Annotated in this window: 24 protein-coding genes and 1 tRNA gene; 11 read left to right on the plus strand and 14 right to left on the minus strand. The window is 68.5% G+C overall.

The features are described 5' to 3' along the window. Nucleotides 1–97: 97 nt before the first annotated feature. Nucleotides 98–907, minus strand: coding sequence for a ZIP family metal transporter (locus IEV64_RS04985; protein ID WP_007275788.1), 810 nt, complete (start codon nt 905–907; stop codon nt 98–100). Nucleotides 908–1015: 108 nt separating this feature from the next. Further along, on the minus strand, nt 1016–1444 hold the full coding sequence (locus IEV64_RS04990) for a hypothetical protein (protein WP_004968746.1): 429 nt from the start codon (nt 1442–1444) through the stop codon (nt 1016–1018). Nucleotides 1445–1631: 187 nt separating this feature from the next. On the opposite strand from IEV64_RS04990, the gene IEV64_RS04995 reads away from it, so the two are divergent. Both IEV64_RS04995 and IEV64_RS05000 read left to right on the plus strand, forming a co-directional pair. Continuing rightward, a complete protein-coding gene (locus IEV64_RS04995) occupies nt 1632–2810 on the plus strand; it encodes an aspartate kinase (RefSeq protein ID WP_004968747.1) in 1179 nt (392 codons plus the stop codon). A gap of 235 nt (nt 2811–3045) precedes the next feature. Next, nucleotides 3046–4392, plus strand: coding sequence for a tryptophanase (locus tag IEV64_RS05000; RefSeq protein WP_188423340.1), 1347 nt, complete (start codon nt 3046–3048; stop codon nt 4390–4392). A gap of 30 nt (nt 4393–4422) precedes the next feature. Here the strand turns inward: IEV64_RS05000 and IEV64_RS05005 are convergent, their stop codons facing one another. Beyond that, nucleotides 4423–5082, minus strand: a complete 660-nt coding sequence (locus tag IEV64_RS05005; protein WP_007275791.1) for a metallophosphoesterase family protein — start codon at nt 5080–5082, stop codon at nt 4423–4425. 48 nt (nt 5083–5130) lie between these two features. Further along, nucleotides 5131–5703: an IMP cyclohydrolase gene (locus IEV64_RS05010; protein ID WP_188423341.1), complete on the minus strand. Its 573-nt coding sequence runs from the start codon at nt 5701–5703 to the stop codon at nt 5131–5133. A gap of 132 nt (nt 5704–5835) precedes the next feature. Between IEV64_RS05010 and IEV64_RS05015 the strand changes: the two genes are divergently transcribed. Beyond that, nucleotides 5836–5908 (plus strand) — tRNA-Gln (locus tag IEV64_RS05015). A gap of 161 nt (nt 5909–6069) precedes the next feature. On the opposite strand, the gene cgi121 is transcribed toward IEV64_RS05015, so the two are convergent. Both cgi121 and IEV64_RS05025 read right to left on the minus strand, forming a co-directional pair. After that, nucleotides 6070–6564, minus strand: a complete 495-nt coding sequence (cgi121, locus tag IEV64_RS05020) for a KEOPS complex subunit Cgi121 (RefSeq protein ID WP_188423342.1) — start codon at nt 6562–6564, stop codon at nt 6070–6072. Continuing rightward, a complete protein-coding gene (locus IEV64_RS05025) occupies nt 6561–9050 on the minus strand; it encodes an ATP-dependent DNA helicase (protein ID WP_188423343.1) in 2490 nt (829 codons plus the stop codon). The genes cgi121 and IEV64_RS05025 overlap by 4 nt, the downstream gene beginning before the upstream one ends. A 167-nt stretch (nt 9051–9217) precedes the next feature. On the opposite strand from IEV64_RS05025, the gene IEV64_RS05030 reads away from it, so the two are divergent. From IEV64_RS05030 to IEV64_RS05035, 3 genes are all read left to right on the plus strand, one after another. Further along, nucleotides 9218–9463, plus strand: a complete 246-nt coding sequence (locus IEV64_RS05030) for a ferredoxin (RefSeq protein WP_004968753.1) — start codon at nt 9218–9220, stop codon at nt 9461–9463. 160 nt (nt 9464–9623) lie between these two features. Beyond that, nucleotides 9624–9710 (plus strand): hypothetical protein, encoded by an 87-nt coding sequence (locus IEV64_RS20095; RefSeq protein ID WP_424008935.1) that lies wholly within the window; start codon nt 9624–9626, stop codon nt 9708–9710. A gap of 4 nt (nt 9711–9714) precedes the next feature. Further along, nucleotides 9715–10563, plus strand: coding sequence for a DUF7089 family protein (locus IEV64_RS05035; RefSeq protein ID WP_188423344.1), 849 nt, complete (start codon nt 9715–9717; stop codon nt 10561–10563). Nucleotides 10564–10584: 21 nt separating this feature from the next. On the opposite strand, the gene IEV64_RS05040 is transcribed toward IEV64_RS05035, so the two are convergent. Both IEV64_RS05040 and IEV64_RS05045 read right to left on the minus strand, forming a co-directional pair. Continuing rightward, a complete protein-coding gene (locus IEV64_RS05040) occupies nt 10585–11163 on the minus strand; it encodes a DUF7090 family protein (RefSeq protein WP_188423345.1) in 579 nt (192 codons plus the stop codon). 93 nt (nt 11164–11256) lie between these two features. Then, on the minus strand, nt 11257–11715 hold the full coding sequence (locus IEV64_RS05045) for a DUF2391 family protein (RefSeq protein ID WP_007275797.1): 459 nt from the start codon (nt 11713–11715) through the stop codon (nt 11257–11259). A 126-nt stretch (nt 11716–11841) separates the two neighbouring features. Between IEV64_RS05045 and IEV64_RS05050 the strand changes: the two genes are divergently transcribed. Next, nucleotides 11842–12522, plus strand: a complete 681-nt coding sequence (locus IEV64_RS05050) for a class I SAM-dependent methyltransferase (protein ID WP_188423346.1) — start codon at nt 11842–11844, stop codon at nt 12520–12522. Between the two features lie 30 nt (nt 12523–12552). Here the strand turns inward: IEV64_RS05050 and IEV64_RS05055 are convergent, their stop codons facing one another. From IEV64_RS05055 to IEV64_RS05065, 3 genes are all read right to left on the minus strand, one after another. Next, entirely contained in the window at nt 12553–13689 is a 1137-nt protein-coding gene (locus IEV64_RS05055; protein ID WP_188423347.1) for an ABC transporter ATP-binding protein, read from the minus strand. Nucleotides 13690–13804: 115 nt separating this feature from the next. Next, nucleotides 13805–15526, minus strand: coding sequence for an ABC transporter permease (locus IEV64_RS05060; protein ID WP_188423348.1), 1722 nt, complete (start codon nt 15524–15526; stop codon nt 13805–13807). A 9-nt stretch (nt 15527–15535) separates the two neighbouring features. Further along, a complete protein-coding gene (locus IEV64_RS05065) occupies nt 15536–16678 on the minus strand; it encodes a thiamine ABC transporter substrate-binding protein (RefSeq protein WP_188423349.1) in 1143 nt (380 codons plus the stop codon). 128 nt (nt 16679–16806) lie between these two features. Between IEV64_RS05065 and IEV64_RS05070 the strand changes: the two genes are divergently transcribed. Next, on the plus strand, nt 16807–17889 hold the full coding sequence (locus IEV64_RS05070; protein WP_229722506.1) for an AI-2E family transporter: 1083 nt from the start codon (nt 16807–16809) through the stop codon (nt 17887–17889). A 9-nt stretch (nt 17890–17898) separates the two neighbouring features. On the opposite strand, the gene IEV64_RS05075 is transcribed toward IEV64_RS05070, so the two are convergent. Continuing rightward, nucleotides 17899–18675: a sulfurtransferase gene (locus IEV64_RS05075; RefSeq protein ID WP_188423350.1), complete on the minus strand. Its 777-nt coding sequence runs from the start codon at nt 18673–18675 to the stop codon at nt 17899–17901. 251 nt (nt 18676–18926) lie between these two features. On the opposite strand from IEV64_RS05075, the gene IEV64_RS05080 reads away from it, so the two are divergent. Beyond that, on the plus strand, nt 18927–19787 hold the full coding sequence (locus IEV64_RS05080; protein ID WP_004968763.1) for a sulfurtransferase: 861 nt from the start codon (nt 18927–18929) through the stop codon (nt 19785–19787). A gap of 50 nt (nt 19788–19837) precedes the next feature. On the opposite strand, the gene IEV64_RS05085 is transcribed toward IEV64_RS05080, so the two are convergent. Further along, a complete protein-coding gene (locus IEV64_RS05085; RefSeq protein WP_007275804.1) occupies nt 19838–21280 on the minus strand; it encodes a short-chain fatty acid transporter in 1443 nt (480 codons plus the stop codon). 186 nt (nt 21281–21466) lie between these two features. On the opposite strand from IEV64_RS05085, the gene IEV64_RS05090 reads away from it, so the two are divergent. Then, nucleotides 21467–22066, plus strand: coding sequence for a transcription antitermination protein (locus IEV64_RS05090; protein WP_188423351.1), 600 nt, complete (start codon nt 21467–21469; stop codon nt 22064–22066). Nucleotides 22067–22203: 137 nt separating this feature from the next. Here the strand turns inward: IEV64_RS05090 and IEV64_RS05095 are convergent, their stop codons facing one another. After that, the gene (locus IEV64_RS05095) at nt 22204–22473 is read right to left on the minus strand and encodes a DUF7553 family protein (protein ID WP_007275806.1); all 270 of its coding nucleotides are present in this window, start codon (nt 22471–22473) and stop codon (nt 22204–22206) included. Nucleotides 22474–22561: 88 nt separating this feature from the next. On the opposite strand from IEV64_RS05095, the gene uvrB reads away from it, so the two are divergent. Further along, nucleotides 22562–24664 carry an excinuclease ABC subunit UvrB gene (gene uvrB, locus IEV64_RS05100; RefSeq protein WP_007275807.1) on the plus strand — a complete coding sequence of 701 codons (2103 nt, stop codon included), beginning with the start codon at nt 22562–22564 and terminating at the stop codon, nt 24662–24664. The last annotated feature ends 3 nt before the right edge of the window (nt 24665–24667 follow it).

Raw genomic sequence — 24667 nt, forward strand, 5'->3', positions numbered from 1 at the left:
GACGCTGAACCGACCACCGAACCCCTTCGCTTCCACTCGAACTCTCGTTTCACAACTCCTCGACGCCGCCGTATTCGGCCGCGCTGACTCGATTCGACTACCCGAGCGTCACGTCGAGGTAGAGCATCACGACGACGCCGAGCATCGTCCCGAACGTCGCCACGCGCTCGTGACCGTTCGAGTGCGTCTCGGGGACGATTTCGTCGGAGATGACGAACAGCATCGCGCCGGCGGCGAAGCCCATCGCGTAGGGGAGCAACGCCGCGGCGTACTGGACGGCCCACGCGCCGAAGACGGCGAGCGGAATCTCCACGAGGCCGGCGCGGATGCCCGCGAACGTCGCGTAGGTCGTGTTCCGAAGCCCGGCGTTGACGGCGGCGATGGAGACGGCCAGCCCCTCGGGGATGTTCTGGATGCCGATGGCGAGCATCAGCGGGATGGCGGTCCCGAGGTCGCCGGAGCCGAAGCCGACGCCGACGGCGAGGCCCTCGGGCATGTTGTGGATGGTGATGGCGACGATGAACAGGATGACCGATGCCATCTTTTTGTCCGTCTCCGGGGCGTCAGCCCGGGTCTTGCCGGTCACGAGGATGTGGACGTGCGGAATCCACAGGTCGGCTTGGTCGAGGACGACGACGCCGATGACGAAGCCGGCGAGGACGGGAATCGGATTCCCGCCCGCCGCCTCGATGCCGGGGAGAATGAGGCTCGTGAAGCTCGCGGCGAGCATGACGCCGGCGGCGAAGCCGAGGAGCGTGTCGAGCGAGCGCTTCGAGGGGTCGCGCCAGACGAGGATGAGGAGCGCGCCCAGCATGTTCATGCCGGCGATGACGACGCCGCCGAGGAGGCCCTGCATCACCGGGTCCGAGCCGGCGAGCGAGACGAACAGCTCTTCGGCCGCGGTCACAGTCGTCTCACTTCCGGTCGTCGGCTCCCGCGTCGTTCGGTCATGGGCCACCTGACGGGCGGGAGGTATGTATGCCCTCGGTCGGTTCTCGCCGCCCGCGACGACCGACTACCCCGTCTCGTCGAGGACGTACCGGACCGTCGGCGACCCCTCGAACCGCGGACCGTGGCCGACGCGGTCGAAGCCGGCGTGCTCGACCGCGTCGCAAAGCGGCGTCTCGGATTCGAGGACGAGCACCTCGACCGGCAGGTCCTCGGCGCTGGCGAAGCGGAGCGGCTCTTCGAGCAGTCGCCGCACCGCCGTCTCGGTCCCGCCGAGCCGGGTGACGTGGAGGACGCCGTCGCGGACGTCGAAGCCGACGAACCCGAGCACCGGTTCGTCGTCCGCCGGCGCGTCGGCGTGGGGGTCCGACCCCGTCTCGGCGGTGGCGAGGCGGACCGTCCGGTCGCGTATCAGCCGACGCATCGCTCGTATCGGCGCGTCGGCGACGGCGGCGAGCGCCTCGGCGTCGGTGTCGACGGCGTCTCTGACATCCATGTCCGAACCTTCCGCGGCGTCGGTGATAAATCTCCGCCCGCGAGGCGTCGGTACGGGCCGTCTCAGCGCCGGATTCGCGGGTGACGGCAACGGTTGAATCGGAGGACATAGTTATACGTCCCCCCGCGTTAGCCCCTCGCATGTTTACCAACGAAGCCCCGAAGCGACGCGACGCACCGGAGGGACGATGCGCGTAGTCGCGAAGTTCGGCGGCACCTCGCTCGGTAGCGGCGACCGAATCAACCGCGCCGCCGACTCCATCGCCGCGGCCGTCGAACACGGCCACGAAATCGCCGTCGTCGCCTCCGCGATGGGCTCGACGACCGACGACCTCCTCGACGAGATCAAGTTCGAGGCCGACGACCGCGACCGCGCGGAAATCGTCTCGATGGGCGAGCGGACCAGCGTGCGCATGCTCAAGGCGGCGCTGGCCGCCCGCGGCGTCAACGCTCTGTTCGTCGAACCCGGCACGGACGAGTGGCCGGTCATCACCAACGACCTCGGCGAGGTCGACGTCGAGGCCACGAGAGAGCGGGCCGCGAAGCTCGCGGCCGAACTCGACGGCGTCGTCCCGGTCATCACCGGCTTCCTCGCGCAGAACCACGACGGCGAAATCACGACGCTCGGCCGCGGCGGCTCCGACACCTCCGCCGTGATGCTCGGCAACTACATGGACGCCGACGAGGTCGTCATCGTGACCGACGTGGAGGGCGTCATGACCGGCGACCCGCGGGTGGTCGAAGGCGCGCGCAACGTCGGCCGCATCACCGTCGACGAGCTTCGGAACCTCTCGTTCCGCGGGGCCGAGGTCGTCGCGCCGTCGGCGCTGTCGTACAAGGACGCGGCGCTCGACGTTCGGGTCGTCCACTACCAGCACGGCGACCTGCTCACCGGCGGGACGCTCATCGAAGGCGAGTTCCACAACCTCATCGACATGCAGGAAGAGCCCCTCGCGTGTCTCACCGTCGCCGGGCGGGCGATTCGCAACCGACCGGGCATCCTCGCGGACCTCTCGGCCGCCCTCCGAGAGGAGGACATCAACGTCGACTCGGTCGCCTCCGGGATGGACTCCATCACGTTCTACGTCCTCGAAGACGACTCCGACCGGGCCGAGGCCGTCCTCCACGACCGCGTCATCGCCGACGACGCGCTGTCCTCGGTCACCGTCGAAGACGACATCGCCGTCGTCCGCGTCACCGGCGGCGAACTCCCGAACCGCCCCGGCGTCATCCTCGACATCGTCCAGCCGCTGTCCGACGCCGGCATCAACATCCACGACGCCATCACCTCCGCGACCTCCGTCGCCATCTTCGTGGCGTGGGACGACCGCGAGGAGACGCTTGGCATCATCCAAGACGAGTTCTAACCCGACCCCGCCCCGTTACCTCTCGACGCTGTTTTCGCGCGACTGCGTCCACGCCAGCGACGCCAACGGCCGGTGAGCCACGACGGCCGCCGAGGTCGGTTCGTGGCGGTTCGTGGCGAGAGCGGAACAGCCGGCGACACCGATGCACACACCCGTCCACGAGCGCCGGAAACCGGTCGTCGTCCCTCGATTTTCCGCCTGCCGATTACTTCACATTCGCGGGCCTATTGCGGGCATGAAATCGTACAAGGCGAAGATGGTCGAGCCCATCGAACTCCCCTCGCGCGAGGAGCGCGAGGCCGCCCTCGAACGGGCCGGCTACAACGCGTTCAACCTCGACGCCCGCGACGTGTACATCGACCTCCTGACCGACTCGGGGACGGGCACGATGTCCGCCGAGCAGTGGGCGGCGATGATTCGCGGCGACGAGGCCTACGCCGGAAGCGAGTCGTTCGCCCGCCTCGCGGAGTCGGTCTGCGACGTGATGGGCTTCGAGCACGTCGTGCCGACCCATCAGGGCCGCGGCGCGGAGAACGTCCTCTACGGCGTCCTCTTGGAGGACGGCGACGTGGTGCCGAACAACTCCCATTTCGATACGACCCGCGCCCACGTCGTCAATCAGGGCGCGGAACCCGTCGACTGCCCGTCGCCCGCCTCACGGGACCCCAACTCCACGGAGACGTTCAAGGGGAACTTCGACATCGACGCGGGCTACGCGCTCGTCGAGGAGGTCGGTGCCGACGCGATTCCCGTCGTCGTCCTCACCATCACGAACAACTCCGTCGCCGGCCAGCCCGTCTCGATGGCGAACATCCGCGCCACCGCGGAGTTCGCCCGCGACATCGACGCCATGTTCGTCATCGACGCCTGTCGGTTCGCCGAGAACGCCCACTTCATCAAGACCAACGAGGCGGGCTACGAGAACCACTCGGTCGCCGAAATCGCCCGCGCGCAGTTCGAACACGCCGACGCGATTACGATGTCCGGCAAGAAAGACGCCCTCGTCAACATCGGCGGCTTCGCCGCGATGCGCGACGAGACGGTGTTCGAGCACGCGAAACAGCGCGCCATCCTCTACGAGGGCTTTCCCACCTACGGCGGCCTCTCGGGGCGCGACATCGAGGCGATGGCCGTCGGCCTCCGCGAGGCCGTCACGCCGCCGTACGTGACCGACCGGGTCGAGCAGGTGGCCGAACTCGGTGACCTGCTGGTCGAGGCCGGAGTTCCCGTCTACCAGCCGACGGGTGGGCACGCGGTCTACCTCGACGCCGGCGAGGTGTTCCCGCACGTCCCGAAAGACGAGTACCCCGGACAGCAACTCGTCTGCGCGCTCTACCTCGAAGGCGGCGTCCGCGGCGTCGAACTCGGCGGATTCGCGTTCCCCGGCACGGACCGCCCGGACCTCGTGCGCCTCGCGCTCCCGCGGCGCACCTACAGCCGCGAGCACCTCGAACACGTCGCCGAGACGGCCGCGAAAGTGATGGCCTCTGCCGGCGAGTACGGCGGCCTCGAAATCGTCGAGGAGCCGCCGATGAAGGAGCTTCGGCACTTCTCGGCGCGGCTCGAACCGGTGTCGAACTGACGATTTCGGGACGGCTACTCGCTTTTTTCCCTACTTTCCCTCGTACAGCCGACTCGCCAACCGCTCCGGCAGGCCGACCTCGCGCACGCGCTCCGCGACGCGGTCGATGTCGTAGTTGACGCGTTCGGCTTCGATTTCCATCGCGTCGAGGTCGGCGACCGCGTAGGCCGCCCGCGGGTCGCCGTCGCGGGGTTGGCCGACGCTTCCGGGGTTCAGCACGATTCCGTCGTCGTAGATTCGGTGGCCCTGTACGTGGGTGTGGCCCAACACCAGCAGATCCTCGTCGTCGAGGAGCGACGGCGAGAAGTCGTCGGGGTAGGTGTAGCGGTCGGGGTCGCTCGGGTGGCCGTGGGCGAGTTTGACCCGCTCGTCGGCGACGTGCCGCGTGTTCGGGAGCGCGGAGAGCCACTCCATCGACGCCGGCGACAGCGCGTCGCGGGCGTAGTCGACGCCCGCGGCCGCCATGCTGTTGAAGCGGAAGCCGGTCCCCGACGTGACCGCGCGGTCGTGATTCCCCGAGACGGTCGGCACGTCCCGCTCGGCGAGTTCGGACACGCACTCCTCGGGCCACGGGTTGTAGCCGACCACGTCGCCGGCGCAGACCAATCGGTCGACCGGCGGCATCGATTCGAGCACCGCTTCGAGTGCCGGGAGGTTCCCGTGCACGTCCGAGATAACGCCCAGACGCATGGCTCGGTGTACGGCGTCGCGGCTGAAAAATCTCGGGCCGGGGCGGCGTTACTCGCCGTTGTAGAAGGCGGTCTCGACCGCGTCGCCGACGGTCGCGGCGGCGGCGCAGACGGCGTGTTCGAACTCGTGGTCGTACAGTTCGCGGGCCGCGTCGGCGGCGGTCTCCGCGTCGAGGTCGAACGCCCGCGGGTCGTCTTCCTCGTAGGTCGCCACGAGCGTGGGCTCGGCGACGGCTTCGACGACGAGCGCGTCCTTGCGGACGATGCCGATGAAGGCCTCGTCGTCGCCGACGACGCCCGCGATGCGGGGCGTGTCGTAGTCGTCCTTCTCGTAGTCGAGCGCGAGCAGAATCTCCGCGAGGGCGTCCCGCGGCGGGTAGCCGAGGTCGAGTTTCTCCGCGATGGGGTCGACCTGCGAGCCGTTGCCGACGACGACGTAGTCGCCGCCCTCGCGGACGCAGTTGTAGGCGATGTAGGGGTTGTCGGTCTCGGGGGCGTCGGGCGTCGGCCCGACGGTCAGGGCGTCGTCCCGGTCGACGACCTGTCGGTTCGGGAAGGACCGAGAGGAGACGCGATACGCACCGATTCCGGGGCCAACGACGACGAAACGTCCGACGTACATACACGACAGTGGATAGAATAAGGGCAAATAGTTGGCGGTTTATGCACACCTGTCCGTCGCCGTGCGACGAAATCCCACGGCGGAATCGACACGCAACGTTTACAAATACCCGCGAAGTACGAACTGATGCGAAGTCCCATGGGGTAGTGGCCAATCCTGTTGCCTTCTGGGGGCAACGACCCAGGTTCGAATCCTGGTGGGACTACTTCTCAGCGTTCTACTCCCGATGAGGCTACGCCGTCCCCTTGTTCTCCAGTTGAAACGAAGGGGTAGGTTTCAGAAACCAAAGGGGTCCGTTTCGAGTGGAGTTTTCCATTACAGACTCTCAAACTCTCGAATACGGACGGTACAGGCCGCGAAAATCGTTTAGCGGTCGACCGCGAGGAGCGCGACTCGCTCTCTGACCAGCGCGGGGAGGTCGCCGTCGGCGACGCGCAACTCCGCCTCGCCCACGTCGAACACGTCGCGGACGAGCGCTTCGTCGTAGTCGCCGAGGGTTTCTGCGGGTTCGAGGTCGAGTCGGTCGAACAGCGCGGCCTCGGCTTCGGCCTCGTCGCCGCCGTCGACGAGAATCACGACGGGGAGCGCCCCCTCCGAGACGCCGATTTCGAACGCGCGGTTGATCTGCCGGCGGCCGCTGGCGTAGAGGAGGATTTCGACGGCGCGGTCGCGGGCGATTTCGTTGCCGCGGGCGATGGCCCGGTCGGCGAGTTCGGTCGCCCGTTCGAGGTGCTCGCGGTCCACGACGTACCGGGCGTCGAACGCCTGCACCGTCGCGCCCGTCTCGTCAGCTATCTCGCCGACCGCCGCGATGAACGAATCGAGGTTCGCGACGGTCGCCTCGGCCTCGACGAGCCTCATTCGAAATCACCCAGACTGGCCTGCTGGTCGGCGCGCTCTTTGGCCGTCTCGAAGCCGGCGTCCTCGGGCACGGCGTCGTCCGGCGCGTCGTCTTCGTCCACCTCGTCCATCGACGGGTTCTTTCGACCCGCGGCTTCGAGGATGTTCTGTGCCGTCTTCCTGCGGCCCCGGAGGGCGGCGAGGATGCGCGATTTCTCGGCCTCGCGGAGGTCGGCGCGGCTCTCCACACCGGCTTCGAACAGTCGGCGGGCGCGCTTTCGGCCGACGCCGCGGACGCCGGCGAGGTCGAGCAGTTCCTCGCGGACGCCGTACTCGACGCGCTTTTTCGCCTCGCGGACCGCGTACACCGAATCGAGGTCGAGTTCGGAGGCGAGCCGCTCGGCCGCGCCGAGGAGCCACTCGGCCGTCTCGACCTTCCCGCGGATGTCGCCGGGGCCGACGCCGTAGCGCTCGGTGATGCGGTCTTCGTCCACCTCGCCGACCCAGTCTTCGAGGAGCTTCGCGGTCTTCAGCGCCGACAGCCAGTCCTCGAACGCCACGTCCTCGTACTCGGAGGGGACGCGCCCGAGGAACTCCGGTTCGCGCTCGTAGCACAGCTCGGTGTACGTCTCGCGGTCGCCGGACTTCAGGTAGAGCCGGTACATGTCCGGCGTCCGGCAGACGAGGTGATAGAGGCCGAGCGGCGTCGGATACGTCCGGTCCGTCTCGAACGCGTCGGCGTCCCCGCCGCCGCCGTCTGTGTCGTCCGCGCCGTCCCCGTCGTCGCCGCCTCCACCGCCGCCGTCGTCGGCGACCATCTCGCTGGCCCGCTGGAAGCCGCCGGGCTCGTCGTCCGAGTCGCTCCGGTCTCGCTCCGGCTTCTCGGGCGTCTCGCCCGCGAGCGCCCGGAGCTTCTCGGTTCGGTGGTCCGCCGCCCATTCGAGGCCGTCGATGATTTCGGCGGCGCTCATCGGGTCGAGATAGAGCCGCGAGACGGTGTGGCCGACGGGCGTCGCCCGAATCGTCTCTCCTTCGAACTCGACGAACCCGTTTACTTCGAGGTAGTCGAGCACGCGGTCTGTCACCTGCCCGAGTCGCTCGGGGTCGTCGGTCTGGGTCGCATACAGCGTCTGGTCGAGGAATTCGAGCAGTCCCTCGCGGGTGTGGGCGAAGCCGGAGGCGACCGTGGCGAGCAGGTGCGTCCGCAGGGCGGGCTCGGCCGCGAGCTTCGACCGCACGTCCTCGGCGTCGGCCCAGATGTACCGCTCGAACAGCTCGTCGCGGGCGTCCGCGTCCTTCGCCAACAGCACCGCCTCGCCGTAGGGGTCGAGGCCGGGCCGACCGGCGCGGCCCATCATCTGGTGGACTTCGAGCACGTCCAGCGGTTTCATCCCGCCGTAGTCGCCGTCGTAGCGTTGCCAGTCGCGGACGACGACCCGTCGGCTCGGGGTGTTGACGCCGGCGGCGAGCGTCGGCGTCGCGCAGATACATTTGATGAGTCGGTCGCGGAAGGCGTCTTCCACGAGGGTGCGGTGCTCCGCGGCCAGCCCCGCGTGGTGGAACGCCGCGCCCTTGGCGACCGCCTTGGCGAGGTCCTCGGAGGTCTCGGTGTCGGACACGTCGCGTATCTCGGCGGCGAGTTCCGCGAGGTCGCTCCGCTCGTCGCCGGTGAGGTAGCGCTCCGTCACGCCGGCCATGCGGCGGGCCGCGGACTCCGCGTTGCGCCGCGAGTTCACGAAGACGAGCGAGGAGCCTTGGTCGCCCTCACCGTCGCCCTCTAACGCGTCGGCGACGAGCGCGGGCGTCTGTCGTTCCCCGCGGCCGACCGGCACCTCGCGTTGGCTCCCGTCGGCGAAGGAGACGGCGTTGCCGTAGTGGACGCCCATCTTGAGGTCGATGGGCCGCCAGTCGGACTTGACGAGCTTCGCGTCGAGCCAGTCGGCGACGACGCCCGCGTTGCCGACGGTCGCCGACAGCGCGACGACCTGCAGGTTCGGGTTGAGCCGGCGGAGCTTCGCCAGCGTGACCTCCAGCGTCGGCCCCCGATGGCGGTCGTCGACGAGGTGGACCTCGTCGGCGACGACGCAGGTGAGTTGGTCCATCCACGCCGCGTTGTTCCGGACGAGCGAGTCGACCTTCTCGCTCGTGGCGACGATGATGTCGCGCGAGGAGAGCCACTCGCCGTCGGACTCGTAGTTGCCGGTCGAGACGCCCACGTCGATGCCGTACTCCTCCCAGCGCTCGAACTCGGCTTTCTTCTCGGAGGCGAGCGCCCGAAGCGGGACGATGTACAGCGCCTTCCCGCCGCGCGCGACGCTCGACAGCATCGCCAGTTCGGCGACGAGCGTCTTCCCGCTCGCGGTCGGGACGGCGGCCACGAGGCTCTCGCCGTCCGTCAGGCCGGCCTCGACGGCCTCGGCCTGCGGCGGGTACAGCTCCTCGATGCCCTCGTCGCGGAGGGCCTCGGGAATCCTCGTCGGCAGGCCCGTCAGGTCCGCAGTTCGCATTGCATCCCCCTTGGACCGTCCCCCGGTTTAAGCCATCGGGTCGGGTCGGTCGCGGGGGCGGCGCTGTCGGCGGTGTCGGCCGCGCCGTCACGACGCTCGTCGCCGCCGCCGCCGAATCGGCGTCCCGCGTCGGCAGGGCTTTGTACGGCCCGGCGGTACGATTGCCCATGAAAGTCGAGTACGACCGCGACACCTGCATCGGCATGTTCCAGTGTGTCGACGAGTGGGAGGGCTTCGAGAAGAACGTCGACGACGGCAAGGCCGACCTCGTCGACGCCGAGGAGACCGACGACGGCGTCTTCGTCCGCGAGGTTCCCGAGGACGCCGAGTTCGACGCGAAGTTCGCCGCCCGCGTCTGCCCCGTCGAGGCCATCCGCATCCTCGACGACGACGGCGAACAGCTCGTCCCCTGACCGCGACGGCGACGAGCCTGTGTGCTCTCTCGCGTCCGCGACGCGACCGGACCGTGTGACCGCCGCCCGTGGGGCGCGTCCCCGAACCCCTCCGTTTCGACTGGAGATTCGCCGACGACAGAGTGTAAAAGTTAAGCGGCGGCCCCCTAATCGTGCCACTATGAGCCAAGCGACGAAAATCGTGCTCGGTACCGTCGGCGTGTCGGCCCTGCTGGCCGTCGTGTTCATCGGGATGAGCATCGCCTGAGCGGATGTTCGAGACGCGCACCCTGCCGTCGGACCTCGAATCGGTCCGCGACGAGTACGCCCCCGGCGCGCTCGTCTTGGACGTGGCCGGCGACTTCGACACCGTCCCCCCGGAGGCCGCGGAGAACCTCGGGCTGGTGGTCGAGTCGCTCTCCCCGGCGGCGTACCCCGCCGAGTGGCTACCAGACGACGCGCCCCAACAGCTCCGGCGCTACGCGTCGTCCGACTTCACCATCGGGATGCCCGGCGACGGCACAGTGACGTGGTCTCGGCAGACCACGCCGCCGGTCGTGCTGGTGAAGTACCGCGCGAAGGGGACGCCCGACGACTTTCTTGATTTCCTCGTCGCCGAGGCGTTCGTGCAGGCCGGCACCGACGAGATTCCCGAACAGTTCCTGCCCTTCTTCGGCGAGCGCTACCGCGACCTCGCCGCGGCGACGCCGCTCGGCCCGAGCGAGACGTATCAGGTCGCCGCCGCGCTCTACGAGGGATGGGTCGGCCTCCACACCCGCGAGGCGTTCGCGTCGTGGGAGGGCCGATACGACCGCCTCCACGAGGCGTGGGTCGACGCGGGCGGCCGGCTCGACGACCGACTCGAAAACCTCCCGCGGCTCGTCGCGCTCGGCAGGCTCTCGTTCGCCGAGGCGACCGAGTTCGCGTGTTCGGCGGTCAAACACGAGCGCGACCTGCCCGCGCCGTTTTCGGCGCTGGACACCGCGGCGTACCGCGACCACGGGCCGAGCTACGCGGTCAAGTGGGCCGAAAAGACGTTCGAGCAACTCGCGGCGGACGATGACACGGCGTCGGGCGGCGACGCCGACCCGACCGCCGCCGACGACGCGGACCCGGCGTAGCCGGTCGCCTCGCGTTCCGCCTCAGAACTCGGTCGTGACGGTGCCGTCCTCGTTGAGGTCGACGACGCCGTCGAACAGTTCGCGGAAGCGGTCGAGCGTCTCCTGGTCGTGGACCTCCTTCGAGAGGTGGAACAGCCCCACCGCGTCGAACTCGTCGAGGAGTTCGAGAATCTGCTTCGTCGCCTCGAATGCGCCGTCCTCGTCGGCGTAGTAGGCCATCTCCGTGACGGAATCCACGCTGAGCCGGAGCTTTCCGTCGTGACCTTCGAGGAACTGCCGGGTCTTCTCGACGATGGCGTCGAGGTCGTCGGGGGACGCGACGTAGTGGATGTTGTCCGAACTGCGTCGGGAGTAGCCGCGCTCGATAGACAGCGTGTCGAGGATAGTGGCGCTGGACTCGTCGACCTCGTAGTGTTCCAGCTTCTGTTCGACCTCGCGCGCGGTGGTCCGCGTCGAGACGACGAGGAAGTGGTCGGTGTCGACCTTGAAGAAGTCCGTGTCGATGCGGTCGGTCTCGCCGATGCTCGGATGAAGGAGCAAGATACCTGTGCCGCCCGGAATCGTCTCGGGCGCGTCTTCGATGGCGAGCTCGTAATCCATACCCCAAGCAGTTACCCTGCCGACTTAATCCTTCATGCCGTGTGACCGGCGTCGTCCCGGAATCGTAACGTATGTTCACGCCTCTCGGCGAGGTCAGAACAGCGAGTCGGCGGTGGCCGCGCCGATGACGCTGAACACCGCGCCGACGCTCGTCGCCTTGAGCGTGATGCGGAGCACCGCGAGGTCGACTTCGTATCCGAGGACGGTGACGAGGCTCTGTCCCGACACGTCCGAGAGGAACGTCCCCGGCGCGTCGAACGCGAGCGCGAGGATGAACACGGAGAGATACGAGACGGAGATGAGCGAGATGAACCGGACGGGAATCCCGCCGACCTCGCGCTCTCTGTCGGGGTCGCGGTCGTCGGCCTTGTAGAGCGCGCCGTAGCCGACCGCGAGCACGATACAGAGCGTGAGGAGCGCCTGCGCGAACGACATGCTCCGCGCGAGCACCCACACCTCCTCGGTGACGACGAACGGCCCCGCGAGGAGGAAGCCGCCGACGACCTGCTGGGCGGTGTCGGCGAGCGCGAACCGGCGGCGGACTCCGACCATACACCGGTCGTCGTGACGGCGGTAATTAAAAGGCGCGACGGGGGGACGCGACCGAGTCGTCGCCGGACTCGCCGCCCGTGCGGTCCGGTCCGAACGCATTTTCACTCCGGCGCGCGAGGCTCCGGTATGAGCGTCCGCGACGAGTTCGACGCCTGGGCGGCCGACGGCCGCGACAAGGGCATGGAGGACCGACACTGGCACACCGCGAAGCACGCGCTCGCGCGGATGCCCGTCGAGGAAGGCGACACCGTCGTCGACCTCGGAACCGGAAGCGGCTACGCCCTCCGCGCGCTCCGCGACACGAAGGGCATCGGCCGCGGGTTCGGCCTCGACGGCTCGCCCGAGATGGTCCAGAACGCCCGCGAGTACACCGACACCGACGACCTCTCGTTTCTCGTCGGCGACTTCGACGACCTCCCGTTCGAGGACGACAGCGTCGACCACGTCTGGTCGATGGAGGCGTTCTACTACGCCGCCGACCCGCACCACACCCTCGAAGAGGTCGCCCGCGTCCTCAGGCCGGGCGGCACGTTCTACTGCGCGGTGAACTACTACGAGGAGAACGTCCACTCCCACGAGTGGCAAGAGCTCATCTCCATCGACATGACCCGCTGGTCCCACGCGGAGTACCGCGAGGCGTTCCGCGACGCCGGCCTCCACGTCGCCGAACAGGACTCCATCGCCGACCTCGACATCGACATCCCGGCGGCCGCCGAGTTCCCGACCGACGACTGGGAGACCCGCGAGGCGATGGTCGAGCGCTACCGGACGTTCGGCACGCTCCTGACCGTCGGCGTCGCGCCCTGACTGAACGGCGCGAAAAAACGACTCCCCTCGCTACTCGACGATGTGAGCCGCCGCCGGGTCGAATCCGACCTCCATCGTCGTCCCGATCTCGAACCCCGCGTCCGACTGTTCGCCGCCGTCGTCGACCGCCACGACGAGTTCCGTCCCGCCCCAGTCGAGTCTGACCCGCGTCGTCGCCCCCTGAAACTCGGTGTCGACGACGGTTCCTCGTATCTGGTTCGTCCCCGCGCCGACCCGGAGCTGTTCGGGTCGGACGCAGAAGGTGAGTTCGTCGCCCGGTTCGGGACGCGCGGGCCGGCTTCCGTCTTTCGCATCGTTTTCAGCGCGTTCGCCGGAGACCGCTCCCGCCCGCCCGAGCACGCGCCGGCCCTCGGCCAGCGTGAACACCGCGTCGCCGACGCCGACGCGAATCCCCCCCGTTTCCGGTCGAGACTCGACGACCGCGTCGAGGACGTTGTTCTCGCCGAGGAACTCCGCGACGAACCGCGTCCGGGGTCGGTGGTAGAGTTCGCGGGGGTCGCCGACCTGTTCGACGCGGCCGCGGTTGAGGACGGCCACCCGGTCTGAGACCGCCAGCGCCTCCGACTGGTCGTGGGTGACGTAGACGGTCGTCACGCCGAGTTCCGACTGGATGTGCTTTACCTGTCGGCGGAGTCGGTCGCGGAGTCGGGCGTCCAGCGCCGACATCGGCTCGTCGAGGAGGAGCAGGTCCGGGCCGGGAGCGAGCGCGCGGGCGAGCGCGACGCGCTGTTGTTGCCCGCCGGAAAGCGAGTCGGGGTCGCGGTCTTCGAACCCCGCGAGGTCGACGAGGTCCAACAGTTCGGCGACGCGGTCGTCGCGGGAGCCGCCGCCCGGCGGGTCGGTAAACCGGAGGCCGTAGGCGACGTTCTCGCCGACGCTGAGATGCGGGAACAGCGCGTAGTTCTGGAACACGACGCCGACGCCCCGCGACTCGGGCGCGACGCCGGCCATCGACTCGCCGTCGAAGCGGACGGTCCCCTCGGTCGGGGCCTCGAACCCCGCGATACAGCGGAGCGTGGTCGTCTTCCCACAGCCGGACGGCCCGACGAGCGTGAAGAACTCGCCGTCGTCGACCGACAGCGAGACGGAATCGAGCGCCGTCGCCGACCCGTAGCGCTTGGACACCGCGTCGAGTTCGAGTCTCACGGGTTCGCCTCCGAAGTCACGTGCTCCCCTCGCCGGCGGACGGTCATAATTCTCACTTCCGGCGCTCCCCCGCGTTTCGCTCTCTGCGTCCGCCCCGGTTCGCCCTCCGGCCCCCTCACAGCTCGCCCCACCGGCCGCCGAAGCGGTCCACGACGAGGAAGCTGGCGGACGTGACGAGAAGCAGGAGACAGCCCATCGCCGTCGCGGGGCCGAGCCGCCGGCCGAGGAACCGCTCGACGGCGACGGGCATCGTGTAGCTCCCCGCCCCCTCCGCGAGGATGATGGTCGAGTCGAACTCGCCGATGCTGATGGCGACGGCGAACGCCGCGCCCGCGACGACGCCGGTCCAGACGAGCGGCAGTTCGATGTCGACGAGCGCGCGGGTTCTGGTCGCGCCGAGCGACCGCGCGGACTCCACGAGCCGGCCGTCGAGCCGGGCGAAAAGCGGCGCGACGTTCCGGGTGACGAAGGGGTACGCGCCGACGGCGTGGGCGGCGACGATGGCGAGCGCGCCGGTGACGCGGATTCGCGTCCCCAGCACGTCGACGCCGAAGACGAGGCCGCGAAGCAGGCCGAGGCCGACGACGATGCCCGAGACGGCGAAGGGGGCCATCGAAAGCACGTCGATGAGGCCGCGCCCGCGGTACCGGCGGGTCGTGAGGACGGCCATCGTCACGCCCATCGGGACGGCCACGACGAGCGTCCCCGCGGCGAAGCCCAGCGAGTTCAGGATGGCCGGGAGGGGCTTGACCTGAAAGCTCGCGCCGGTCGCCTGCCGCTCGGCGAGGAAGGCGTAGTTGGCGAGGGTGAAGCCGCCGTCGCCGCCGGTGACGCTCGCCAGCACCATGCTGGCGATGGGGACGACGAACACCAGTCCGACGACGAGGGCGTAGCCGGCGATGCCGACCGTCCGAAGCGCCGATTTCGGCGTCCAGTCGGACGGGAGGACCGAGCGCCGGGGAAGCGGGTTCGCCGCGCCGCCGGCGGACCGCTGGCTCGCCTCGTATCGGAGGTAGACGGCGGTCAGCGTGATGGAGACGGCCGTCTCGACGACCGCGAGGCTGGCGGCCTCGGCGTACGCGAGGTCTCGCACCCGCGAGTAGACGAACACCTCGATGGTCGCCAGCTGGAAGCCGCCGAGCGCGAGGACGATGGGGAACGACGCGAAGGTGAAGATGAACGTCAGCGTCGCGCCGACGCCGATAGACGGCAGGAGTTGCGGGAGGACCACGTCGCGGAAGGCCCGCCGCGGGCTCGCGCCGAGCGACCGGGCGGTCTCGACGGTTCGGGCGTCCACGCTCTCCCACGCCGCGGTGACGACGCGGGCGACGAGCGGGGCGTTGTAGAACGCGTGGGCGACGACGATGGCTTCGAGCGTGAACAGCAGTTCGACCGGCGGGAGGCCGACGAGCGAGAGCGCGCGGTTCAGCGTCCCGTTGCGGCCGAACGTCGCCACGAAGCCGATGGCGACCATGATGGAGGGCATGACGAACGGGAGGATGGTGAGAGAGCGGAGCGTCTCGCGGCCGCGGAACTCGAAGCGGGCGAACAGCCACGCGGCGGGGAGGCCGAGCGCGAGGCTGGCGAGCGTCGAGTAGAACGCCTGCTTCGCCGTGAACCAGATGATGTCGACGAGGTAGAACTCGCTCGTCAGCACCGCCGCGATGGGTTCGACAGTGAGTCGGCCGTCGGCGAGGACGGCGTCGGCGAAGACGGTGGCGACGGGGTAGTAAAACAGGACCAGAAGGACGACGGCGGTGAGCGCCGCGACGAGGGTGAGCAGTCGCTGTTCGAGGGCGCGGGCGGCCCGTCGAACCGAGGCCGAGACGCGGCTCACCGGCTCACCTCACTTGCTGGCGAACTCGCGGGCCCACGCGTCGGTCCAGTCACTCAGGTTGTTCTGAAGCCGGTCGTAGGAGAACGTGACGGCTTCCGGCGGCTCTTGGGCGTACTGCGCGAACTCCTCGGGGAGTTCCGCGGTGGTCGTCGCCGGGAACTGGACGTTGCGGACGGCGATTTCGGCCTGCACCTCGGGCCGGAGCACGAAGTCCATGAATTCGGCGGCGAGGTCGGGGTTCGACGCGTCGGCGAAGGGGGCCATCCCCTCGGGGTTGGCGTAGCCCTCGTCGTTCAGGAAGCGAATCTGGTGTCTCGCCATGTCCTCGCCGGACTCGGCGGCGTACACCTGATCGGTCGAGTACGAGACGACCATCGGGGCCTCCCCGTTCGAGTAGGCGTTGTAGGAGTCCTCCCAGTTGCCGAGGACGCGCACGTCGTTTTCCTTCAGGCTCGCCCAGTAGTCGAGGTAGCCGTCTTCGCCCTTGGCGTCGATGGTGTGGAGCAAGAACGCCTGTCCCGTCGCCGACGACGTGGGGTTCTGCGCGAGGAGCGCGCCCGCGTAGTCGGACTCCAGCAGGCCGTCGAACGTCTCGGGGGCGACGAAGTCGCCGTCGCCGTCGCCGTAGGTCTCGTCGTAGACGAGCGAGATGTAGCCCGTGTCGTAGGGGACCGCGCGGCCCTGCGGGTCGAAGTTCAACTGCTCGTTCACGTCGCCGAGTCGGGACAGCCCCTCGGCGGGCGAAAACAGCGCGTCGTCGAGGTTCTCGTCGATGCGGACGAGCATCTGCGCGTCGAGGCCGACGTAGAGGTCCGCGCCGGACTCGACGCCCCGGAGGGCGCGCTCGATGTAGTAGTTCACGCCCGAGTCGGGCGTCTGCCACTCAAGGGTCGCGTCGAACTCGGACTCGAACGCCTCTTTCAGCCACGGCCCGGGACTCGAACTCGGCGCGTCGACGAACGAGCCGTAGGTGCCGACGGTGAGCGTCGGCGACTCGCCGCCCGTGGTCGTCCCTTGGGTCGTCGTTGTCGTCTCGGTCGCGTCGCCCGAGGCCTCGGTCGTCGCCTCGTCGCCGCCGGTCCCGGCACAGCCGGCGAGGAGCGCGGAGACGCCTCCCGCCCCCGCGGCCTTCAGGAAGCTACGTCGTCTCATTACTCGGTTGTTGTACTCTGTGGTACTTAACGGGAGTGATGTTCCCGGGGCGGTACCCGGCCGAAACCGTCGGTTTCGAGCCTCGTCGCGGGAGAACGACTTTACCCTCTGCCGGAGTATCATCGGAGGTGACTGCTTCTCGTCCGTACGTCTTCGGCGGCGTGCTCGCCCTCTTTGCGCTCCTCGCGGCGGTCATGCTCGCGAACGTGCTGGCGACGGTGTTTTTCGCCATCACCGTCGCCTACCTGCTCGTCCCGCTCAGGCGAGGCCTCGAAGCGCGCGGGGCCTCCCGGTGGGTCGCCAGCCTCGCCGCCACCGTCGTCGCGGCGGTCGGCGTCGTCGTCGTGCTCGCGCCGCTCTTCGTCATCCTCTTTCTCCGGCTGAGCGACATCCTCGAACTCGCGGCGCTCCTCCCCGACGTGGTGACCGTCGAGTTCCTCGGGATGGTCGAGACGGTGACGCTGGACGACGTGGTCGCGGTCGGCCTCGGCCTGCTCCAGTCGGTCGGCCGCGCCGCCGCCACCGCCGCGCCCGTGGTGCTCATCAAGCTCACGCTGTTCGGCTTCCTCGTGTTCGCGCTCCTCCTCAGCGGCGACGCCGTCGGCCGAACGCTCCTCGCGCTGGTCCCGGCCGACTACCGGGACGCGGCGACGGCGCTCAACGAGCGGGCCCGCGAGACGCTGTTCGCCATCTACGTCCTGCAGGCGGCGACCGCCGTCGGCACGTTCGCCATCGGCCTCGTCGTCTTCTGGGCGCTCGGCTACGACTACGTCGTCACGCTCGCGACGGTCGCGGCCGTCCTCCAGTTCATCCCCATCGTCGGCCCGAGCGTCCTGCTCGCGGCGATGGCGGCCTACCACGTCGCCGTCGGCGACCTCGTCGCCGCCGCGCTCGTCGTCGCCGTCGGCGGCTTCGCGGTCGCGTGGCTCCCGGACATCCTGATTCGCCCGCGGCTCGCCAAGGAGACCGCCGACCTGCCGGGGAGCCTCTACTTCGTCGGCTTCGTCGGCGGCCTGCTCAGCCTCGGCCCGGTCGGCATCATCGCCGGCCCGCTCGTCGTCGCGCTCCTCGTCGAGTCCGTGGACCTGCTCGGCGCGGAGTTACGCGTCGATGGGGGTGGCGGCGTCGGTGGGGGCGGCGACGATGGCGGCGAGAGCGACGGAACCGCCGGGACCGAGGGCGGTGACGCCGCCGACTCGCTCCAGTCGTGACCCTGCTCGTCAGTCCTCGACGACCGCGCCGTCGCGGGCCTCCCACTCGGTGAGACTGCCCTCGTAGAACGCCACGTCGTCGTAGCCGAGATGCGAGAGCACGACGTAGGTGTGGCTGATGCGCCGGGCGGTGTTGCAGTAGAGGACGACCCGCCGGTCCGGGGTGACGCCCGCGGCCTCCAGAATCGAGTCGAGTTCGTCCCGCGGCTTCAGCCCGCGCGTCTCGTCGTCGACGAGCTCGCGCCAGTCGACGTTGACCGCGCCGGGGAGGTGCCCCTCCTCGTACTCCGCGGGGTCGCGGGTGTCCACGGTGACTGTCTCGGGGTCGTCGAGCGCGGCCTCGACCGCCTCGAAGTCCACGAGCGGCGTCTCGGCCGGTTCGGTTATCTCGTAGACCGTCTCCGCGACCTCGGTCGCCTCCGTCGTCGTCTCGCGCTCGCGGTTCCACGCGCTGAAGTCGCCGTCGAGGAGGTGGAGCCTGTCGGGGTCGTGCCCGTAGAGGAGCGCGGTCACGAGAAAGCGGGCCGCGAACACGCCGTGGGTGTCGTCGTAGGCGACCACGTCGTCGTCGGCCGCGATACCCGCGCCCGACAGGAGGTCGGTCCACGCGTCGCGGCCGGGGAGCATCCCCACGTCGCCGTCGGCGCTCCGGAAGCTGTCGAACGGTATCGAGACCGCGTCGGGGAGGTGCCCGATGCCGTCGAACTCCCAGCCGTCGCGCACGTCCACGACGCGCACGTCGCCGAGCCGGTCCGCGAGCCAATCCGAAGAGACCACGTCTACCATGACCCCACGTTTCCGGGCCGCGGATTTAGGTCCGCCCCTCCTCACACCCCTCGCCACGTGTCCGGGGTAGCGGACGTTGTTGCTGGTTCCGTCGGATACCGGACTCAGATAGCGCGTGACGGTTGTTCTCCGAGTCGCTTTCGCCGTCTCCCCCGCCATATGTAGGTCAATATTGCCGCATCACCCGAGGTCAGGCCGTACATGCCGTCGCTGTGAGAGTTATGGGTCTTCCTGTTGTACGGGGAAACGCGATGTCAAACTCCGATTACGCGAAGGACGTACTCGTCTCTGCGGACTGGGTGGAAAGCCACCTCGACGAGTTCCAGAGCGACGACGCGGCGTACCGACTCGTCGAAGTGGACGTGGACACCGAGGCGTACGACGAGAGTCACGCCCCCGGTGCCATCGGGTTCAACTGGGAGTCCCAACTGCAGGACCAGACGACCCGCGACGTGCTGACCAAGGAGGACTTCGAGGACCTCCTCGGCTCGCACGGCATCTCCGAGGACTCCACGGTCGTCCTCTACGGCGACAACTCCAACTGGTTTGCCGCCTACACCTACTGGCAGTTCAAGTACTACGGCCACGAGGACGTTCACCTGATGAACGGCGGCCGCGACTACTGGGTCGACAACGACTATCCGACGACCGACGAAGTCCCGTCCTTCCCGGAGCGAGACTACACCGCCAAGGGTCCCTTCGAGGACATCCGCGCGTACCGCGACGACGTCGAGAAGGCGGTCGACAAGGGCCTTCCCCTCGTCGACGTTCGCTCGCCCGAGGAGTTCTCCGGCGAGATTCTCGCGCCCCCGGGACTGCAGGAGACCGCCCAGCGCGGCGGCCACATCCCCGGCGCGAGCAACATCTCGTGGGCCGCGACCGTCAACGACGACGGCACCTTCAAGTCCGCCGACGAACTCCGCGACCTCTACGCGGACCAGGGCATCGAAGGCGACGAGTCCACCATCGCCTACTGCCGCATCGGCGAGCGGTCGTCCATCGCGTGGTTCGCCCTTCACGAACTCCTCGGCTACGAGAACGTCACCAACTACGACGGCTCGTGGACGGAGTGGGGCAACCTCGTCGGCGCGCCCGTCGAAAAGGGTAACTGAGACGCCTCGTTTCGGTTCGATTCGACCAACCGTACGGTTCTTTTTGCGGCTTACATCGGGAGGACGCTGATGCCGACGGCGACGAGCACGCCCGCGCCGAGAAGCACCATCACGCAGTAGCCCATGATGTCGCGGACCGACAGGCCGCTGATGGAGAGAAGCGGGATGGCCCAGAAGGGCTGAATCATGTTCGTCCACGCGTCGCCCCACGAGGCGGCGACGGCGACCCGCGGGATGGACTCGCCGGACGCCTTCGCGGCCGTGACGAGCGTCTCGCCGATGACGGCCCACTCGCCACCGCCGGAGGGGACGAAGAAGTTCACGAGCCCGGCGGTGAAGAAGGCGAACGCCGGGAGCGTCCCGTCGGGCGCGACGGCGACCATGCCCTGTGCGATCTGCGTGGCGAGGCTGACCGACCCCTCGGGCGCGTAGGCCATAATGCCCATGATGCCCGCGTAGAACGGGAACTGGAGGATGATGCCCCAGACGTTCTCGACGGCCTCGACGATGGCCTCGATGTACGCCTTGGGCGTCCCGTGGAACAGCAGGCCGAGAAAGAGGAAGCCGAAGTTGACGATGTTCAGGTTGAGGTTGTTCCACGGCATCGTCCCGTTCTGCACGCCCTCGAAGAAGTACAGCGCGACCGCGAGCAGGCCGACGAGGCCGATTGCCACGCCGATGCCGAGCGAGTGCTCGATGCGCGTCGCGAGCGAGGCGTCCTCGGGGACGGCCGTGGAGGCCCATCCGCTCGTCGTCTGCTCGCCGCCGTCGGTCGCCGCCTCGAACTCCGCGGGGTCGATCGGCGTCTTCTTCGTCTCGTCGGTCGGGTACATGAGCGCGAACAGCGCCGGCAGGAAGAGGAAGCCGACCGCGACGACCAACGCGAGGTTGGCGACCGTGAAGATGGTCCCACCGGTGCCGAACGTCGTGTCGAGGATGCCCGCTTCGATGAGGAAGTTATCCTCGGTGTTCAACAGGAGCGGAATCGACCCCGCGAGGCCGCCGTGCCAGACGACGAACCCGGAGTACGCGCCGGCGACGACGATGGGGAAGTCGATGCCGCGCATCTCGGTCGCTATCTTCCGGGCGAAAAGCGCCCCGACGACGAGGCCCAGCCCCCAGTGGACGAACGACGCCGCGGCGGCGACGACCGGAACCATCGCGGCCGCGCCGCGCTCCGTGTTCGGGACGCGCGCGAGCCGCGTCAGGAGCCAGTCCACGGGCTTCGTCTGCGCGAGCGCGTAGCCCGTCATCAGGATGAGCGTCATCTGCATCCCGAACGAAAGCAGGTTCCAGAAGCCGCCGTACCAGCCGTCGAGAAGCAGGTTTCCGGCGTGTCCGACGACGCCGGTCCCCTCGCCCGGCGCGACCGATACCAGCGCCAGCACGAACGCCACGCCCGTCAGAATGATGGCGAACAGAAACGCGTCGGGGAGGTACTGTTCGACCAGTTTCGAACTGCGCTCCGCCGCCTGCCTGATAGCGTTTGTCATAGCCCGAGTTATTTCATGATAATACAATACATAATGTTTAATATTCGAACGGGTTCGGCTCGGTTGGATGTCATGAACCGGCCGACTCGGCGGGCGACTTGCCAGTCACCCCCTCGCCCGTCGCAGACTCGAGCCGGACTCGCCGCCGCCGATGGGTACAAACCCGAGACGACCATACGGGGCCGTATGACCGAACTCCTCGACACCCTCCGCGACGACCACGAGACGCCGCTTTCCCGACTCGGCTCCTCGAAGGCGCTGTACGCCGTCACCGGCGGCGAGATGGACGGCGACGCGGTCCGCGCGGCCGCCGCCGCCGAGGCCGCCGCCGCCGCCGACCTGTTCGACTGGTGGGCCGACGACGAACCGAACGACGAGGCCGCCGCGCTCTTTTCGGACCTCGCCGACACCGCCCGCGAGCACGCCGACACCGTCGACGCGGAGCCGGACGGGTCGAAGCCGAACGTCTACGACGTGCTCGCCGAGTTCGAGACGACCGACGGCCGCCTCGGCGGCGCGCTCGCCCGCGCGCTCGTGTCGCTGAAGACCGTCGAGCAGATGGTCGGCTTCTTCGTCGGCGACGCGGACCCGATGGCCGCAAACGACTTCCGCACGCTCAAGTCCGACCTCAACGACCAACTCGACGCGCTCGGAGCCGCCGTCTCCGACCTCGTCGAAGACGACGCCGTCGCCCGCGAGGCCGCCGACGCGGTGGTCGAAGCCGCCTACGACGAGTACGTCGAGACGCTGGAAGGCATGGGCGTCAAGCCGAAGAACGTCTGCTGACTCGCTTTTTCATATCCGGGGTCGCGGGGCGACCCACTCGGCGCGAAATCCGTCTTCGCTCACCGAGTGCCGACAGCGCCGACTGGCGGCGTAACGGGTGAGTTCCAGTAGAAACGAAGGGGTTTGTCAGCCGGTCGTCAGACGCCGGGGACGCCCTTGCGGTATTCGAGGACCTCGCTTCGGGCCTCGCGGACCGTCTCGGCGACGTCGCCGTCGAGGTCCTCGGCGAGGTCGTGGAGGACCGTCATGTGCCGGGCGAGTCGCCCGTGGTCCGGTCCCTGCTCGCGCGTCGCCAGCTTCGCCAGCTGGTCGGACTGTTCGTAGAGTCGCTCCTGTACGTCGCCGTCGGTCGCCTCGGCGGCTTCCTTGAGCAGGTTGCTCGCGCGTTCGAGTTCGGCTCGGGTCATACCGGATTGTTCGACAGCCCGCCCCAAAACCGTTCCTCCGGCGACAAGCACCGCCTCGCTCAAGTACGCCGCGACCCAAGGACGGGCAATGAGCGAGTCCGGTCCCCTGTCCGCCGACAGACCCGACGCAGACCGCGAATTCCGCGTCGACGCCCCCTTCGACCCCGCGGGCGACCAGCCCGAGGCAATCGAGGCGCTTGCCCGCGGCTTCCGCGAGGGCGCCGACGTACAGACCCTGCTCGGTGTCACCGGCTCCGGCAAGACCAACACCGTCTCGTGGGTCGTCGAGGAGATTCAGAAGCCGACGCTCGTCCTCGCGCACAACAAGACCCTCGCCGCCCAACTGTACGAGGAGTTCAAGGGGCTGTTCCCCGACAACGCGGTCGAATATTTCGTATCGTACTATGACTATTATCAACCCGAAGCTTACATCGAACAAACCGACACCTACATCGACAAGGACATGTCGATAAACGAGGAAATCGACCGGCTCCGCCACTCCGCGACCCGGTCGCTTCTCACCCGCGACGACGTCATCGTCGTCGCCTCGGTGTCGGCCATCTACGGCCTCGGCGACCCGAAGAACTACACCGACCTGTCGCTCCGGCTGGAGGTCGGCCAGGGGATGGACCGCGACGAACTGCTCGGCGCGCTCGTCGACCTCAACTACGAGCGCAACGACGTGGACTTCCGGCAGGGGACGTTCCGCGTCCGCGGCGACACCGTCGAGGTGTTCCCGATGTACGGCCGCTACGCCGTCCGCATCGAGTTCTGGGGCGACGAAATCGACCGGATGCTGAAGCTCGACCCGCTTGCGGGCGAGGTGAAGTCGTCGGAGCCGGCGGTGCTCGTCCACCCGGCGGAACACTACTCAATCCCCGAAGCACAGCTCGAAGGCGCAATCTCCGAAATCGAGGAGCTGATGGAACAGCGGGTGAAGCACTTCCAGCGACAGGGCGACCTCGTGGCCGCCCAGCGCATCGAAGAGCGCACCACCTTCGACATCGAGATGCTCCGCGAGACGGGCCACTGCTCCGGCATCGAGAACTACTCGGTCCACCTCTCGGACCGCGAGCCGGGCGACGCGCCCTACACCCTCCTCGACTACTTCCCCGACGACTTCCTCACCGTCATCGACGAGTCGCACGTCACGCTCCCGCAGATAAAGGGCCAGTACGCCGGCGACAAGTCCCGAAAGGACTCGCTTGTCGAAAACGGCTTCCGCCTGCCGACGGCCTACGACAACCGCCCGCTGACCTTCGAGGAGTTCGAAGAGACCGTCGGACAGGCGCTTTTCGTCTCCGCGACGCCCGGCGACTACGAGCGCGAGCACTCCGACCAAATCGTCGAGCAAATCGTTCGGCCGACCCACCTCGTGGACCCGAGAGTCGAGGTGACGGAGGCGACCGGGCAGGTCGACGACCTGATGGCCCGCATCGACGAGCGCGTCGACCGCGACGAGCGCGTGCTCGTCACGACGCTCACGAAGCGGATGGCCGAGGACCTCACTGAGTACCTCGAAGAGGCCGGCGTCGACGTGGCCTACATGCACGACGAGACCGACACGCTCGAACGCCACGAACTCATCCGGTCGCTCCGCCTCGGCGACATCGACGTGCTCGTCGGCATCAACCTCCTCCGGGAGGGCCTCGACATCCCCGAGGTGTCGCTCGTCGCCATCCTCGACGCCGACCAGCAGGGCTTCCTGCGCTCGGAGACCACGCTCGTCCAGACGATGGGCCGCGCCGCCCGCAACGTCAACGGCGAGGTCGTGCTCTACGCCGACGAGATGACCGACGCGATGGAGGCCGCCATCTCCGAGACACAGCGCCGCCGGCGCATCCAACAGGCGTTCAACGAGGAACACGGCTACACCCCGACGACCATCGAAAAGGAGGTCGGCGAGACGAACCTGCCGGGGAGCAAGACCGACACCCGCGGCGTCTCCGGCGACGAACCCGCCGACGCCGACGAGGCGGTCGAACAGATAGCCTTCCTCGAAGACCGGATGCAGGAGGCCGCCGACAACCTCGAGTTCGAACTCGCCGCCGACATCCGCGACCGCATCCAGACGCTCCGCCGCGAGTTCGACGTGGACGCGCTCGAAGACGGTGTCGCGCCCGAGTACCCCGACGAACACGACGGCGACGGCGACGGCGACGGCGGCCTCGCACCGCCCGACGAGTTCTGACCG

Origin of the sequence: Haloferax sulfurifontis (assembly GCF_014635105.1) — an archaeon.
GTDB lineage: Archaea > Halobacteriota > Halobacteria > Halobacteriales > Haloferacaceae > Haloferax > Haloferax denitrificans.